This is a genomic window from Aeromonas sp. QDB03 (assembly GCF_027707985.1).
Classification (GTDB): domain Bacteria; phylum Pseudomonadota; class Gammaproteobacteria; order Enterobacterales; family Aeromonadaceae; genus Aeromonas; species Aeromonas hydrophila.
The window spans coordinates 78,673-93,025 of the sequence record NZ_JAPCJG010000006.1 but is presented as its reverse complement, the minus strand read 5'-3'; the positions used below and the strand labels follow the sequence as shown (position 1 = coordinate 93,025).

11 protein-coding genes and 3 tRNA genes are annotated in these 14,353 nt (G+C 61.0%); 3 read left to right on the top strand and 11 right to left on the bottom strand.

Features of this window, described 5'->3' with window-relative positions; translation table 11 throughout:
• The first annotated feature begins 9 nt into the window (after positions 1-9).
• Together PG900_RS15730 and pbpG are read left to right on the top strand one after the other, a co-directional pair.
• A complete protein-coding gene (locus tag PG900_RS15730) occupies positions 10-675 on the top strand; it encodes a DedA family protein (RefSeq protein WP_016352045.1) in 666 nt (221 codons plus the stop codon).
• A gap of 139 nt (positions 676-814) precedes the next feature.
• Positions 815-1,642 carry a D-alanyl-D-alanine endopeptidase gene (gene pbpG / locus PG900_RS15725; protein ID WP_270831783.1) on the top strand — a complete coding sequence of 276 codons (828 nt, stop codon included), beginning with the start codon at positions 815-817 and terminating at the stop codon, positions 1,640-1,642.
• Between the two features lie 357 nt (positions 1,643-1,999).
• On the opposite strand, the gene PG900_RS15720 is transcribed toward pbpG, so the two are convergent.
• From PG900_RS15720 to pncC, 9 genes are all read right to left on the bottom strand, one after another.
• Positions 2,000-2,076: transfer RNA gene (locus PG900_RS15720), tRNA-Arg, on the bottom strand.
• 10 nt (positions 2,077-2,086) lie between these two features.
• Positions 2,087-2,163: transfer RNA gene (locus PG900_RS15715), tRNA-Arg, on the bottom strand.
• Positions 2,164-2,166: 3 nt separating this feature from the next.
• Positions 2,167-2,259: transfer RNA gene (locus PG900_RS15710), tRNA-Ser, on the bottom strand.
• 214 nt (positions 2,260-2,473) lie between these two features.
• Positions 2,474-2,662, bottom strand: coding sequence for a carbon storage regulator CsrA (gene csrA / locus PG900_RS15705; protein WP_005305164.1), 189 nt, complete (start codon positions 2,660-2,662; stop codon positions 2,474-2,476).
• A gap of 93 nt (positions 2,663-2,755) precedes the next feature.
• Complete coding sequence (locus PG900_RS15700) at positions 2,756-4,003, bottom strand: aspartate kinase (protein WP_011707428.1); 1,248 nt, start codon at positions 4,001-4,003, stop codon at positions 2,756-2,758.
• 16 nt (positions 4,004-4,019) lie between these two features.
• On the bottom strand, positions 4,020-6,644 hold the full coding sequence (gene alaS / locus PG900_RS15695) for an alanine--tRNA ligase (RefSeq protein WP_270797894.1): 2,625 nt from the start codon (positions 6,642-6,644) through the stop codon (positions 4,020-4,022).
• Positions 6,645-7,112: 468 nt separating this feature from the next.
• Positions 7,113-7,613, bottom strand: a complete 501-nt coding sequence (locus PG900_RS15690) for a regulatory protein RecX (protein ID WP_017411244.1) — start codon at positions 7,611-7,613, stop codon at positions 7,113-7,115.
• A 41-nt stretch (positions 7,614-7,654) separates the two neighbouring features.
• Positions 7,655-8,719: a recombinase RecA gene (gene recA / locus PG900_RS15685; protein ID WP_011707431.1), complete on the bottom strand. Its 1,065-nt coding sequence runs from the start codon at positions 8,717-8,719 to the stop codon at positions 7,655-7,657.
• A 79-nt stretch (positions 8,720-8,798) separates the two neighbouring features.
• Positions 8,799-9,290: a nicotinamide-nucleotide amidase gene (gene pncC / locus PG900_RS15680; protein WP_270797893.1), complete on the bottom strand. Its 492-nt coding sequence runs from the start codon at positions 9,288-9,290 to the stop codon at positions 8,799-8,801.
• Positions 9,291-9,470: 180 nt separating this feature from the next.
• Here pncC and mutS point away from each other — a divergent pair, with 180 nt between their 5' ends.
• Positions 9,471-12,053, top strand: a complete 2,583-nt coding sequence (gene mutS / locus PG900_RS15675) for a DNA mismatch repair protein MutS (RefSeq protein WP_270797892.1) — start codon at positions 9,471-9,473, stop codon at positions 12,051-12,053.
• A gap of 93 nt (positions 12,054-12,146) precedes the next feature.
• Here the strand turns inward: mutS and PG900_RS15670 are convergent, their stop codons facing one another.
• Together PG900_RS15670 and PG900_RS15665 are read right to left on the bottom strand one after the other, a co-directional pair.
• A complete protein-coding gene (locus PG900_RS15670) occupies positions 12,147-13,745 on the bottom strand; it encodes a BCCT family transporter (protein ID WP_270797891.1) in 1,599 nt (532 codons plus the stop codon).
• 9 nt (positions 13,746-13,754) lie between these two features.
• Positions 13,755-14,282 (bottom strand): hypothetical protein, encoded by a 528-nt coding sequence (locus PG900_RS15665; protein WP_011707435.1) that lies wholly within the window; start codon positions 14,280-14,282, stop codon positions 13,755-13,757.
• Between the last annotated feature and the right edge of the window lie 71 nt (positions 14,283-14,353).

Here is a 14,353-nt window from a genome sequence, read left to right as displayed (position 1 = left end):
TTTGCAACTATGGAGCAGTTTTACCAACTGGCTCACGCCTTTATGCATCAGGATCTGGTGACGCTATCCGATCCCAAGATGGCCTTCATGGTCTGCGGCGTGTTATTGACGTTTCTGGTGCTGGAGAATGGCTTCATCCCCACCGCCTTTCTGCCCGGCGACAGCCTGTTGATCCTGACCGGCGTGCTCATCTATCAGGACGTGCTCTCCCTTGGGGTGATCCCGCTGCTGATCTTGGCCACCTTCGTCGGCACCTGGCTCGGCTACATGCAGGGGCGTTTCCTGGGCCACACCCAGCTCTACCACCGGCTGCTCTCCCATGTGGAAGAGAAACACCAGCAGAAGGTGTACTACCTGCTCGACAAATACGGCATCGTGACCCTGATCACCGCCCGCTACATCGCCTTCGTGCGCACCGCCTACCCCTATATCGTCGGCGCGACCGAGCTGCCGCAGGGGCGCTTTCTCATCGTCAATCTGGTCAGCTCCATCATGTGGATCTGCCCGCTGGTCGGCTTTGGCTACTTCCTGAGCCACACCAAGCTGGCGTCCGAGTATCAGTCCCAGTTCCTCAGCATCATTCTCTGCCTGCCGATCGTGCTGCTGGTCGGCGGTCTCATCGCGCTGATCTGGCGCTGGCTGAGCAAACGCAAAGCCAGTGCGCCACGGGATTGATACAAATACACAGGGCCATCGCAAGATGGCCCTTTTTTTAGCTAAATAATGGCGATTTACCCGCTGGCACTCTTGTCAAGCGAGGGTAAAAATGAGTGAATCTAGCGCCTTTTTTTTCGACGTGAATGGAGTCGGTAGTATGCGGTGTCGGGTTAGCGCTATGGCGCTGGTTTATGCATTGGTTGGACTGCTGGGATTGCCAGCAGCATTGGCTGCCCCCAACCCGGCCAAACTGCAGCTGCAATCGAGCAGCGCGCTGGTGATGGATGTCGGTACGGGCAAAACCCTGTACCAGAAGAATGCCACCCGGGTGCGCTCCATCGCCTCGATCACCAAGCTGATGACGGCACTGGTGGTGCTGGATGCCCGCCAGGATCTCGGCCAGACCCTGACCATCGATCAGAACGACAGAGACGCCATCAAGCACACCTATTCGCGGGTGCGCATGGGCACCCAGGTATCACGCCGCGATGCCCTGCACCTGGCGCTGATGTCGTCGGAGAACCGCATGGCCTCGGCGCTGGCCCGTCACTATCCCGGTGGACGCCCCGCCTTCGTGCGAGCCATGAACAACAAGGCCAAGCAGCTGGGCATGCGCAACAGCCGCTTCTATGACTCCACCGGCCTGTCGACTCGCAACGTCTCCACCGCCCAGGATCTGGCCAAGCTCATCGCCGCCGCCTATCGCCAGCCATTGATCCGCGAGTTCACCCAGGACACCAGTAAGGACATGCGCTTTCGCACCCCCGCCTACAGCCTGATGTTCAACAACACCAACCCGCTGGTGAAGAACCCGGACTGGGATGTCCGCCTCTCCAAGACCGGCTTTACCGACGAGGCCGGCCGCTGCCTGCTGATGCGCGCCAAGCCGGACAACCGCGAGCTAGCCATCGTGCTGCTCAACTCCGTGGGCAAACGCACCCCGGTCGGCGATGCCAACCGCATTCGCAAGTGGCTGAAAAGCTGATCCCGCACTGCGGGGATGAAAAAGGATGCTGCAGCATCCTTTTTTATTGCCCGCAAACCGCCTCTGCGCTCATCTGGGGACAGTAATCACAAGGAAGATAAAGGATTGCCTCAGGCAAGGAGACAGCCATACGACGCGATACCGTGAGCGTGAGGGAGAAGATGGCAAGGGTGCACGACAAGGGAGCACGTCATGCAGGCATAGGAGCCTTCGTCACGCTGTTGTTGGGCTGAAACCAAGACGGATGACGGCTGTCGAGCCAAACGGGAGGATACCGCGAGCTGAGCCGTGTCAGCCCTTCCGGTGAAATGCCATATAAAAAAACAGCCCCGACCGAGGTCGAGGCTGTCTTCTGTATGGTGCGCCCGAGAGGATTCGAACCTCTGACCACCTGGTTCGTAGCCAGGTACTCTATCCAGCTGAGCTACGGGCGCATTTTGCTTATGGTGCGCCCGAGAGGATTCGAACCTCTGACCACCTGGTTCGTAGCCAGGTACTCTATCCAGCTGAGCTACGGGCGCAAATGGCGGAGAAGGGGGGATTCGAACCCCCGATGCGGGTATAAGCCGCATACTCCCTTAGCAGGGGAGCGCCTTCAGCCTCTCGGCCACCTCTCCGTTTGCGGGGCTGATAATACTTCACAGGGATTTTTAGTCAAACACTTTTTTGGAGAAAAAAACGCGTTCGCTCAGCATTTGGTCAAAGCGTGGAATATTCAAGCAATATCGACACTTATCCCGCTCTTTTACTCCCTGCGACACAATTTTCAGCACCCCAGAAAAACAAAAGGCGACACATGAGGTGTCGCCTTGTCACAGCCATTAACGCCGCTTAGAAGCCGGATTGGCCCGGAACTTTCTCGGCCTGGATGCGCTGGTAGATCTCTTCGCGGTGTACGGAGACCTCTTTCGGTGCGTTCACACCGATACGAACCTGATTGCCTTTCACGCCCAGTACGGTGACAGTCACTTCGTCACCAATCATCAGGGTTTCCCCTACACGACGAGTCAAAATAAGCATTCGCTTGCTCCTGTATCCTGTTTTGTATTTATATCGATATGCGACATTATCTTACAAAGATACCGATATGGTAAATGGTTGAAACTAAATCAATCAGGGATTGTTTCCCAAGGGCTGCTCATGAGGCTCCTGATCCAGCCCAAAAGCGGAGTGCAAGGCACGCACTGCCAGCTCCAGGTACTTCTCGTCAATCACCACGGATATCTTGATTTCAGAGGTGGAAATCAACTGCATGTTGATCCCCTCCTCGCCCAATACCTTGAACATGGTGCGGGCGACGCCAGGATGGTTCCACATCCCGACTCCGACGATGGAAACCTTGGCGATCTCACCGTTGCCCTGCACGCAGGCGGCCCCCAGCTCGCTGGCGGTCTCCTCCAGCAGGGCGCGCGCCCGGCGATAGTCATCGCGATTCACCGTGAAGGTGAAGTCGGCGGTCCCATCGCCCAGCGTGTTCTGCACTATCATGTCGACATCAATGTTGGCGTCGCTGATCGGATTCAGGATCTGCGCAGCCACGGTGGGCCTGTCCGGCACACCCAGAATGGTCAGGCTCGCCTCGTTGCGATTGAACGCTATCCCGGATACCAGGGGAGCTTCCATCCTCTCACCTCCATATGTGATTAAGGTTCCCTCTCCATCGACAAAGCTCGACAGCACCCGCAGCGGTACGCGGTACTTACCCGCGAACTCCACCGAACGGATCTGCAGCACCTTGGCGCCGAGACTGGCCATCTCCAGCATCTCCTCGAAGGTGATGGTATCGAGACGGCGCGCCTTGGGCTCGATGCGCGGATCCGTGGTATAGACCCCATCCACATCGGTAAAGATCTGGCATTCATCGGCCTTGATGGCCGCCGCCACGGCAACCGCCGTGGTGTCAGAGCCACCGCGGCCCAGCGTCGTGATGGCATTGTGCTCGTCACGGCCCTGGAAGCCGGCGATCACCACCACCTTGCCCGCACCCAGTTCAGCCTGAACCTGCTCGGTGTCGATGTGGGTGATACGCGCCTTGCCATAAGCGGAATCGGTATGAATGCGAACCTGATCGCCGGTCATTGAGACCGCAGGACAACCGCGTTTGTTCAACGCGATCGCCAGCAGCGCTATGGTGACCTGTTCACCGGTGGAGACCAGCACATCCATCTCGCGCCGGTTGGCATCAGGATCCAGCTGCTGGGCCATGCCCAGCAACCGGTTGGTTTCGCCCGACATGGCGGAGACCACCACCACCACGTCGTGTCCCTGGGCGCGGGTCTGCTCGACCCGCTCAGCTACCGCCTCGATCCGCTCCAGCGTGCCGACCGAGGTGCCGCCGTACTTCTGTACATAGAGTGCCACAGATCACCTCGCCCGATTACAGGCGCTCTTCCAGCCAGGAGTGTACGGATTGCAGGGCTGCCGGCACTGCCTCGGGCTGGGTACCACCCGCCTGGGCCATGTCGGGACGACCGCCGCCCTTGCCGCCCACCTGCTGGGCGACCAGATTGACCAGCTCACCGGCCTTGACCTTGCCGGTCAGGTCGTTGGTGACGCCCGCGATCAAGTTGACCTTTCCCTCGCCACTGGTGGCCAGCAGCACGACACCGGACTTCATCTGGTTCTTCAGTTCGTCCAGCATGCCGCGCAGGGATTTCGGATCGGCCCCTTCCAGCGCTGCAACCAGCACCTTCTGACCCTTGATCTCGATAACCTGACCCAGCAGGTCGTTACCGGCCTGAGCGGCCAGCTTGGCCTTGAGCTGCTCCAGCTCGCGCTCCATCATCTTGGCCTTGTCCAGCACCTGGCGAATCTTGTCGGCGATGCAGAACTGGTCACCTTTCACCAGTGCGGCAGCCTCTTCGATCTGCTCGCCGACCTGATGCATGAAGTCGATGGCGGCCTTGCCGGTCACCGCTTCGATACGACGCACGCCGGCGGCGATGCCGCTCTCGGCGATGATCTTGAAGAAGCCAATGTCACCGGTGCGCTTGGCGTGAGTACCGCCGCACAGCTCGGTGGAGTAGTCGCCCATGCGCACCACGCGCACGTCGTCTTCGTATTTCTCACCAAACAGCGCCATGGCGCCGGCCGACTTGGCGGCTTCCAGATCCATCAGCTGGGTGGTGATTTCGTGGTTGGCGCGGATCTGGTTGTTGACCAGCTCCTCGACCCGGCGAATGGTCGCCATGGTCATCCCCTCGAAGTGGGAGAAGTCAAAGCGCATGCGCTCGGCGCCCACCAGAGAGCCTTTCTGGGTCACATGACCACCCAGCGCCTGACGCAGGGCAGCGTGCAACAGGTGAGTCACTGAGTGGTTCAGGGCGATGGCCTGGCGACGCTCGCCATCGACCACGGCTTCGACCTCGGCCCCTTTCTCCAGGGTGCCCAGCTCCATGTAACCCTTGTGGATGATCGCCTTGCCCGCTTTGACGGTATCGGTCACGGCAAAGATGCCGTCGTCCACTTTCAGGGTACCGCTGTCGCCGATCTGGCCGCCGGACTCGGCGTAGAAGGGGGTCTGCTCCAGCACGATGACAGCTTCGTCACCGGCGATAAGACCGCTCACCTCGTCCACGCCCTTGTAGATGCCGACCACACGGGTGCGCTCGGTCAGGGTCTTGTAACCGGTGAAGGGGGTCTCGAAGTCGAGCTTGAGCATCTCGTTGTAGTTCACGCCGAAGCTGGAAGCCTCTTTGGCGCGAGCACGCTGCTTCTCCATCTCGGCCTTGAAGCCCTCTTCGTCGATGCCGATCTCGCGCTCGCGCACCACGTCGGCAGTCAGGTCGGCCGGGAAGCCGTAAGTGTCATACAGCTTGAACACCACCTCGCCCGGAATGACCTTAGCATCACCGAGATTGGCCAGCACGTCTTCCAGCAGCAGCAGGCCTCTGTCCAGAGTGCGGACGAACTGCTCCTCTTCGATGCGCAGCACCCGCTCGACCAGCGGCAGCTGGGCAATCAGCTCGGCGGCGACATCCTTCATCTGTGCCGCCAGCTCGGCAGCCAGTTTATAGAAGAACACTTCGGTGGCACCCAGCTTGCGACCGTGACGCACGGCGCGGCGAATGATGCGACGCAGCACGTAGCCGCGACCTTCGTTGGACGGCATCACGCCATCTGCCACCAGGAAGGCACAGGAGCGGATGTGGTCGGCGATGACGCGCAGGGACTGGTTGCTCAGATCGGTGGTGCCGACGATCTCGGCCGCTTTCTTGATCAGCGCCTGGAAGATGTCGATTTCGTAGTTGGAGTGCACGCCCTGCATGATGGCGGAGATACGCTCCAGACCCATGCCGGTATCCACGGACGGACGCGGCAGCGGCTCCATGGTGCCATCAGCCTGACGGTTGAACTGCATGAACACCACATTCCAGATCTCGATGAAACGGTCGCCATCCTCTTCCGGTGAGCCGGGACGACCACCCCAGATATGATCGCCGTGGTCATAGAAGATCTCGGTGCAAGGACCGCACGGACCGGTATCGCCCATCGCCCAGAAGTTGTCGGAAGCGTACGGTGCGCCCTTGTTGTCACCGATGCGCACGATGCGATCGGCCGGCACACCGACCTCTTTTTCCCAGATGTCGAAGGCTTCATCGTCAGTCGCGTAGACGGTCACCAGCAGGCGCTCTTTCGGCAGTTGCAGCACCTCGGTCAGGAAGCCCCATGCAAACTTGATGGCATCCTGCTTGAAGTAGTCGCCGAAGCTGAAGTTGCCCAGCATTTCGAAGAAGGTGTGGTGACGAGCGGTATAGCCGACGTTTTCCAGATCGTTGTGCTTACCACCGGCACGCACGCAACGCTGAGAAGTCGTCGCGCGATTGTAGGCACGCTTGTCTGCGCCAAGGAACACGTCCTTGAACTGGTTCATACCCGCGTTGGTAAACAACAGGGTCGGGTCGTTATGCGGTACCAGCGAGCTGGAGGAGACAACCTGGTGCCCCTGGGAACGGAAATACTCGAGAAACGCGGCGCGAATCTCTGACGTGGACATATACATGGAAAATCCTGCTTGATTCGAATACGGACTTTTAACCGCATTAATGTAAGTTTTCTGCGGGGTAAAGTAAAACGGACAGGGCCGCCACGGGTGAAAAAGCGCGCATAAATGGGGACTGGTAGAAAAGGGAGACAAACCGGGGCGTTTTCAGCCATGGTTCTGGCCGATGGCAGCGGAAAATCGGCCTGCTGCCGAGGAGCCTCTCACCGCGTCTACCACCAGGATGCAAGTTGCTGAATCCACAGACACCAGCGGCAAAGGGCATGCAACCATGTCCATGGCGGCGGGATAGACGATACGGACAACCCGAGCAGAAGGTATCATGCGAGAGGCAGAACTGCGCCATGACAATCTTGGCTGCTGGGTGTTTGGTATTTGGTGTTGGAGCTAGGTAACAAGTACGCCACCATCCCCCCTTGCAGGTCATAAGCAGACTGAGACGGTTGCAGGAGAGCAGAAACGGTGTGGTTAAAGCTCGCGCTCCTGCAAGGCGCTCAACGCATAGCGTCCCTGCTCCTGGGTAAAGCCGCGCCCCAGCAGGTATTTGAGCCACTTCATCCGCAGCTTGAAATCGGCAAGGTCAGCCACGTTGGCTCGCCGCTCCAACAGTGCCAAGGCCAGTTCAAACCAGTCCAGCTCCGGCTGCTCGAAGGCGGCGTCGATCTGGTTGTCATCCAGCCCCTTGCGGCGCAGCTCGAAACGGATCTTGATGGGACCGTGCCCCTTGGCCGCTCCGGCTCTTACCGCCATGGCGCCATAGCGCTCGTCGTTGACCCAGTTATAACCCCGGCAATAATCGACAACCGCCTCGATCACCTCTTCCTGATAGCCCTGCTGGCGCAGCCGTCTGGCCAGCTCGGACTCGGCGCTTTCGCGGCGAGCAAGACTGCGCATGGCAAAGGCGCGGGCCGCCGCCAGTTGCTCTTCAAAAGTGAGTTCGACCGGTTTGTCAGCAGATTCATCAACCATAAATAACAAGGCCGGGTATCAACCCGGCCTTCCTTTGTTCCTTATTCGAACTCTTGTTCGCTTTCGGCATCAAACTCTTCTGCCTCAACCGGCGCAGCCTTGTCATCGACAGGTACGGCACCGGAGAGCAGCAGCTCGCGCAGACGGGCTTCCACTTCACCAGCCATCGCCTTGTTCTCGGCGAACAGCTTCATGACGTTGGCCTTGCCCTGACCGATCTTCTCGCCGTTGTAGCTGTACCAGGCACCAGCCTTGTCGATCAGCTTGTGCTTGACGCCCAGATCCACCAGCTCGCCCTCTTTGGAGATGCCGGCACCATAGAAAATCTGGAACTCGGCCTGCTTGAAGGGCGGGGCCACCTTGTTCTTGACCACTTTGACGCGGGTCTCGTTACCGACCACTTCGTCACCTTCCTTGATGGCGCCGATGCGACGGATATCCAGACGCACGGAGGCGTAGAACTTGAGCGCGTTACCACCCGTGGTGGTCTCCGGGCTGCCGAACATGACGCCGATCTTCATCCGGATCTGGTTGATGAAGATGCACAGGCAGTTGGCGTTCTTGATGTTGGCGGTCAGTTTGCGCAGCGCCTGGGACATCAGACGGGCCTGCAGGCCGACGTGGGAATCACCCATCTCGCCTTCGATTTCCGCTTTCGGGGTCAGGGCTGCCACGGAGTCGACGATGATGACGTCAACGGCGTTGGAGCGCACCAGCATGTCGCAGATTTCCAGCGCCTGTTCACCGGTGTCCGGCTGGGAGATCAGCAGGTCGTCGACGTTGACGCCCAGCTTGGCGGCATAGATGGGATCCAGCGCATGCTCCGCATCGACGAAGGCGCAGGTCTTGCCCTTCTTCTGCGCTTCGGCGATCACCTGCAGGGTCAGCGTGGTTTTACCGGAAGATTCCGGGCCATAGATCTCGACGATACGACCGCACGGCAGGCCACCGATGCCCAGCGCCACGTCCAGGGAGAGGGAGCCGGTGGAGATGGCTTCGATATCCATGGTCTTGCTGTCGCCCAGACGCATGATGGAGCCTTTGCCAAACTGCTTTTCGATTTGACCCAGCGCAGCCGCCAGTGCCTTCTGTTTGTTCTGATCCATGCCAATCTCCGCTGGAAATCGTGAGTAAAAATGAAGTTGGGCTAAGTATACTGTCTATTCATACAGTATCAAGCCCAATTTATCTGAGCAGGGCCAACAGACCCGACAAGGCCTGTCTCACCGCCTGCTGGCGCACCTGCCGGCGATCCCCGTCGAAACGGGCCAGCAGGGAGTGATGACGACCGGATCGATCAGCCCAGGCGAACCAGACGGTACCGACCGGCTTGCCCGGTGTCGCGCCGCCAGGGCCGGCGATGCCGCTGATGGCGACACTGATGGCGGCAGAGGAGTGCGCCAGCGCACCACGGGCCATCTCCAGCACCACGGCTTCGCTCACCGCGCCGTGCTGCTCAAGGCTCTCGCCGCTCACCCCCAGCATCTGCTGCTTGGCTTCGTTGGTGTAGGTGACAAAACCGCGATCGAACCAGCCTGAGCTGCCCGCGATGTCGGTAATGGCGCTGGCCACCCCGCCACCGGTGCAGGATTCGGCGGTTGCCGCCAGCCAACCGCGCTGACCGAGGGCCTTACCCAGCTCGATGGCGAGGTGCTCTATCTCTGCGTCCAGTTTCATCACGGCTCCTTCTGATCCACTCAAGAGACACATTATGCGATCCCGCCTCCGCCGCCCGCAACCACAGTGGCATAGATGCCAGCCTCCCCCGACGCGGCGCTTATGTGTAGAATGGCGCCATCAAGCTCAAGGCTCATCACCGCAGACACTGGCCCGCAGAGGCCCCTTCTGGAATCGCACATGACCGCACAACACCAAGCTACCGGCACCGCGCCAGGCGCCAATCTCAGCGCCCACACGCCCATGATGCAGCAGTATCTGACCCTCAAGGCCGAGAACCCGGAGATCCTGCTGTTCTACCGGATGGGCGACTTCTACGAGCTGTTCTATGACGATGCCCGCAAGGCCTCCCAGCTGCTCGACATCTCCCTGACCAAGCGCGGCCAGTCGGCCGGCAGCCCCATCCCGATGGCGGGGGTGCCCTATCATGCCATCGAGGGGTATCTGGCCAAGCTGGTGCAGCTCGGCGAATCTGCCGCCATCTGTGAGCAGGTGGGGGATCCCGCTACCAGCAAGGGGCCGGTGGAGCGCAAGGTCATTCGCATCATCACCCCGGGTACCGTCTCCGACGAGGCGCTGCTCAGCGAGCGGCAGGACAACCTGATCGCCGCCGTCTATCACGATGGTCGCCGCTTCGGCTATGGCACCATGGACATCGGCTCCGGCCGCTTCTTCATCAACCAGTTCGAGAAAGAAGAGACCCTGCTGGCGGAGCTGCAGCGCACCAATCCGGCCGAGCTGCTCTACCCCGAATCCTTCGCCTTCCTGCATCACGTCGAGGGTCGCCGCGGTCTGCGCCGCCGCCCGGAGTGGGAGTTTGAGCTCGGTACCGCCCGCAAGCTGTTGTGCCAGCAGTTCGGTACCCAGGATCTGGTGGGCTTTGGCGTAGAACAGAGCGAGACCGCCCTGTGCGCCGCCGGCTGCCTGATGCAGTACGTCAAAGACACCCAGCGCACCGCCCTGCCCCACATTCGCAGCGTGCGCCTCGAGCAGCCCGATCATGCGGTCATCATGGATGCCGCCACCCGCCGCAATCTGGAGCTGACCCAGAATCTGGCCGGTGGTCACGACAACACCCTCTCCGCCGTGCTGGACTGTACCGCCACCCCCATGGGCAGCCGCTTGCTCAAGCGCTGGATCCACCAGCCGATCCGCGACCGGGTGATCCTGAAAGGCCGCCAGAGCACCATCAAGGAGCTCATCGAGCAGAACCTCTATGACGATCTGGGCGGCTTGCTGCGCCAGGTCGGCGACGTGGAGCGGGTGCTGGCGCGCCTGGCCCTGCGCTCGGCCCGCCCGCGCGACCTCACCCGCCTGCGGCAGGCGTTCGCCCAGTTGCCCGAGTTGCAACGCCTGCTGGCGGAGAGCGAGCACGAAGCGGTGCAGCAGCTGCGCGAACGCGCCAGCACCTTCCCCGAACTGCTGGATCTGCTGGAGCGCGCCGTGATGGAGGTGCCGCCGGTGCTGATCCGCGATGGCGGCGTCATCCGTGACGGCTTCAACCAGGAGCTGGACGAGCTGCGGGATCTGGCCAACGGCGCCACCGCCAGCCTGGCCCGCATCGAGGAGCGCGAGCGGCTGCTGACCGGCATCAACACCCTCAAGGTGGGCTACAACAAGGTGCACGGCTTCTACATCGAGGTGAGCCGCGCCAACAGCCACCTGGTGCCGGCCCACTACATCCGCCGCCAGACCCTCAAGAACAACGAACGCTACATCATCGACGAGCTGAAAAAGTACGAGGACAAAGTGCTCACCGCCCAGGCCCAGGCGCTGGCGCTGGAAAAACGCCTCTACGAAGAGCTGCTCGATGCCCTGCTGCCCCACCTCGGCGATCTGCAGGAGTCCGCCGCCGCGCTGGCGGAGCTGGACGTGCTGGCCAACCTGGCCGAGCGGGCCGAGACCCTCGACTACCGCTGCCCGACGCTCATCGATGAAGATCAGATCCTGATCGAGGCGGGCCGCCATCCGGTAGTGGAGCAGGTGATGACAGACCCCTTCATCGCCAACCCCATCCGGCTGGAGAGGGAGCGGCGGATGCTGATCATCACCGGCCCCAACATGGGCGGTAAATCCACCTACATGCGCCAGACCGCGCTGATCGTGCTGCTGGCCCACATTGGCGCCTTCGTGCCGGCCGACAGCGCCCGTATCGGCCCCATCGACCGTATCTTCACCCGCATCGGGGCGTCGGATGACCTGGCATCGGGAAGATCCACCTTCATGGTGGAGATGACCGAGACCGCCAACATCCTCAACAACGCCACCGCCCGCAGCCTGGTGCTGATGGACGAGATCGGTCGCGGCACCAGCACCTACGACGGCCTCTCGCTGGCGTGGGCCTGCGCCGAACAGCTGGCAAGCAAGATCGGCGCCTACACCCTGTTCGCCACCCACTACTTCGAGCTGACCCGCCTGCCGGAGCTGATGGAAGGGCTGGCCAACGTCCACCTCGATGCGGTGGAGCACGGCGACACCATCGCCTTTATGCACGCAGTGCAGGAGGGGGCGGCCAGCCGCTCCTACGGGCTGCAGGTAGCTGCGCTGGCGGGGGTGCCGAAATCGGTGATCCAGCAGGCCCGTCACAAACTGCACGAGCTGGAGAGTGCCACCCCGGTGGCCGCCGGCGAAACCCGTCCGGCCCCGGTGGCCATGGCACTCCAGAGCCATCCGGTGGTCGATGAGCTGGAAGCGGTGCGCCCGGACGAGCTCACCCCGCGGCAGGCGCTGGATCTGCTCTATCGCCTCAAGCAGATGCTGTAACCTGCGACTGCCGATCAGAAAGATAAAAGGGGAACCGCGAGGTTCCCCTTTTGTTTGGCTGCTTGATGGCAGCCGCAACAGGATGCAGCCAGGTCAAGCCGGCCCGATCCGCTCCAGCAGGCTCATGTGGGTTGAACCGTCGTGGCGCTTGAGCTTCTGCCGGTATTCGAACTGGTGCTGGCTCTCCTGCTTGAGCCCCAACATCAGCGAGTAGCACATGGCCAGCATGATCACCGAGAAGGGTAGCGCCGCTATGATGCTGGCGGCCTGCAGGGCGGCCAGCCCGCCGGAGACCAGCAGGATGGCGGCCACCAGCCCCTGACCCAGCCCCCAGATGGCGCGGTGCAGCACGGGAGGATCCTGATCGCCGATGGAGAGCAGGGTCGTGATCACCAGGGTGCCCGAGTCGCTGGAGGTGATGAAGTAGGTACAGATCAGCAGGGTCAGCACGCCCTTGGCGATCCAGCCGAAGGTCTCCCAGTGCAGCAGTTCCACCGTCTGGTAGAGCGCCAGGGTCACGTCCTGATTGACCGCGGCCACCACGCCGCCACCGCCGAACAGCTCCAGATTCATGGCGGTACCGCCGAACACGGTGAGCCAGAACATGCCGAGCAGCGAGGGCACCAGCAGCACGCCGAGCACGAATTCGCGGATGGTACGCCCCTTGGAGATGCGGGCGATGAACATGCCGACAAACGGCGCCCACGCAATCCACCAGCCCCAGTAGAAGGCGGTCCAGCTCGACTGCCAGGCCGAGGTGCCATTGGCCTCGGTGTTGGTCCAGAAACTCAGCTTGACGATGTTCTGCAGGTAATCGCCGATGTTCTGCACATAGGCGTTGAGGATGTAGGTGGTCGGCCCCAGCACCAGGAAGAGGCCCAGCACGAATACACTCAGCCAGATATTGAGCTCGGAGAGCAGCTTGACCCCCCGCCCAACCCCGGAGACCGCCGACAGAGTGGCGATCAGGCTGATGCCGCCGATGAGCCAGAGCTGGTTCGCTTGCGATACCGCCATGCCGAACATCTGGTTGAGGCCTGTGTTCATCTGGGAGACCCCGAGGCCAAGAGAGGTGGCCACCCCGAACACAGTGCCGAACACCGCCAGCACGTCGGCAGCATGGCCCCAGAAGCCGTAGATACGATCGCCGAGCAGCGGATAGAGCACGGAGCGGATGGCCAGCGGCAGCTTGCGCCGATAGCTGAAGAAGGCGAGCGACAGGCCGACGATCACGTAGATGGCCCAGGGATGCAGGCCCCAATGGAAGAAGGTGAGGCGCATGGCGATCTGGGCCGCTTCCGGGGTCATCCCTTCGGTGATGAAAGGGTTGCCCTGCAGGTGGTTCATCGGCTCGGCGATGCTCCAGAACACCAGCCCTATGCCCATGCCGGCACTGAACAGCATGGCAAACCAGGCGAAGTAGCCGAACTCCGGTACCTGGTCGTCGTCACCCAGCCGGATGCTGCCAAAGCGGCTGAACATCAGGTAGACAGCGAAGAACAGGAACAGGGCGACCACCAGAATGTAGTACCACTTGAACCCGGCAATGATCTGATCCTTGGCGCCGACAAACCAGCTGGCGGCGGTTTCGGGAACGAACACCCCGAACAGCAGGAACAGGGTGATAACGGTGAGCGCCGTCATGGCCATGATCGGGTTGAGGCCTTTGAATAGCCCTTTGCTTGCTCTCATCTGGCCTCCTTAGTCGTTGTTGAAAAAGTCTTCACCCACGTGATCGCCGGCACCACCGATGGCGCGGTAGACCAGCTTGCCGGCCGTCTGCACCCGGTGGTCCACCAGACTGACCGAAGGCTGGCCATTCACCGCATGACGCTTGCCGAGGAAGATGGCCATGGGCACGCCCAGGTTGGAGATGCCGCTGGTGATCCAGAGCCGGTTGAAGTCGTAGGATCCGCCGATGAACTCCAGCTGGGCCAGCCCGGTATCAAGCCCGGTCAGATAGAAGTTCATCGCGCTCTCGTCCGGGAAGAGGTGCACCAGCACATAGGCGTAACGCAATTCATTCACCAACTCCTTTAGGTTGAAAGAACCAGTCTCGCTGCAGGAGAGGGGCAGTTCACCATCGTAGTGGTGCACCTTGAGGTTGTTGGGGTCTTCGTCATAGGCAGGCTGGTAACGCACGAAAGCCGAGGTATCAGGCAGTTCATAACGCACTCTGACCACCCGAAGGTCGGCCGCCAGCGACTTGATGTCCAGTTCGTCACTCATCATCTTGCTCCTCAAAGGTCGGGTCAAAATTCGGAAAATGCCCGCTAACCTAACACAGAAATGATTAGAGC

What these genes read in the sequence shown, in the direction of transcription:
- PG900_RS15690 (WP_017411244.1), bottom strand. Translation starts at nt 7,613, where the DNA reads ATGGTTGATGAATCTGCTGACAAACCGGTCGAACTCACTTTTGAAGAG.
- pbpG (WP_270831783.1), top strand. Translation starts at nt 815, where the DNA reads ATGCGGTGTCGGGTTAGCGCTATGGCGCTGGTTTATGCATTGGTTGGA.
- mutS (WP_270797892.1), top strand. Translation starts at nt 9,471, where the DNA reads ATGACCGCACAACACCAAGCTACCGGCACCGCGCCAGGCGCCAATCTC.
- PG900_RS15730 (WP_016352045.1), top strand. Translation starts at nt 10, where the DNA reads ATGGAGCAGTTTTACCAACTGGCTCACGCCTTTATGCATCAGGATCTG.
- pncC (WP_270797893.1), bottom strand. Translation starts at nt 9,290, where the DNA reads ATGAAACTGGACGCAGAGATAGAGCACCTCGCCATCGAGCTGGGTAAG.
- PG900_RS15670 (WP_270797891.1), bottom strand. Translation starts at nt 13,745, where the DNA reads ATGAGAGCAAGCAAAGGGCTATTCAAAGGCCTCAACCCGATCATGGCC.
- PG900_RS15665 (WP_011707435.1), bottom strand. Translation starts at nt 14,282, where the DNA reads ATGAGTGACGAACTGGACATCAAGTCGCTGGCGGCCGACCTTCGGGTG.
- alaS (WP_270797894.1), bottom strand. Translation starts at nt 6,644, where the DNA reads ATGTATATGTCCACGTCAGAGATTCGCGCCGCGTTTCTCGAGTATTTC.
- csrA (WP_005305164.1), bottom strand. Translation starts at nt 2,662, where the DNA reads ATGCTTATTTTGACTCGTCGTGTAGGGGAAACCCTGATGATTGGTGAC.
- recA (WP_011707431.1), bottom strand. Translation starts at nt 8,719, where the DNA reads ATGGATCAGAACAAACAGAAGGCACTGGCGGCTGCGCTGGGTCAAATC.